The organism is Legionella erythra, assembly GCF_001467615.1.
GTDB lineage: Bacteria > Pseudomonadota > Gammaproteobacteria > Legionellales > Legionellaceae > Legionella_C > Legionella_C erythra.
In genome coordinates, this window is record NZ_LNYA01000019.1 from 1 (window position 1) to 711 (window position 711).

Genomic DNA, 711 nt, shown 5'->3' on the forward strand with positions numbered 1-711 from the left:
TAGGTTCAGTCTCTATCCAAGGCATCACAGACACTCCTTACTATTTGTCTGGATGCAGATTAACTGTTACCTGTGTGTCCGGTCATTTTTGTTACCGATGTGACCGGGTCGGACCCTCCCCAACCCTCTCCCGCAAACGGGAGAGGGGGCTAAGCAGTATGACTTCGCCTCGTGAGGGGAGTTAAACCAGTCTCACCTCACCTATCCCCCTCTCCCCCCGGGAGAGGGTTGGGGAGAGGGGGAGAAAACGGGCTCAATGGGTTTGCATCTCGCCCAAACGCCAGGGATACCCCTTGCGGCATTTGTAATAGGCGCGGGTGATTTGATTACCCCGCGGGTAGTAGCCGTAAAAATTCGCCTGATAGTCTTCGCAGGGAACGTGACTAAAAAAACAGCCGCGTTTAGCCTGCCAGATGTAGCCGGTGCGGGCGCAGGTCAGGGTGCGGCCGTCAAAACAAATGTATTGCGGCGGCCCCGCCGGCTTGACATCAACCACGGTTTTAGATGCACCACAGGCAAAGGCGCATAAGGGGAATAAAATACTGAGACAGACGAGCGGTTTTAACATCCGATGTTATCCATTCGCTTGCTATACTAATTAACATAGAATAAATTGGCGGCAATTCCAAATGATTTAAATCTTTGTACGGGACAAAAAAACTGAGATATAGGAATAGAGGGAGAATAACTCGCTGATAACAAAAGAATTTC

The 711-nt window shown here is 50.4% G+C and carries 1 protein-coding gene; it reads right to left on the minus strand.

All coding sequences use genetic code 11. The features are described 5' to 3' along the window. Positions 1–253: 253 nt before the first annotated feature. Positions 254–568, minus strand: a complete 315-nt coding sequence (locus tag Lery_RS04425; RefSeq protein ID WP_058526055.1) for a hypothetical protein — start codon at positions 566–568, stop codon at positions 254–256. Positions 569–711 lie beyond the last annotated feature (143 nt).

Excerpts from the sequence above, each read along its gene's own strand:
- Lery_RS04425 (WP_058526055.1), bottom strand. The coding sequence starts at position 568 with ATGTTAAAACCGCTCGTCTGTCTCAGTATTTTATTCCCCTTATGCGCC.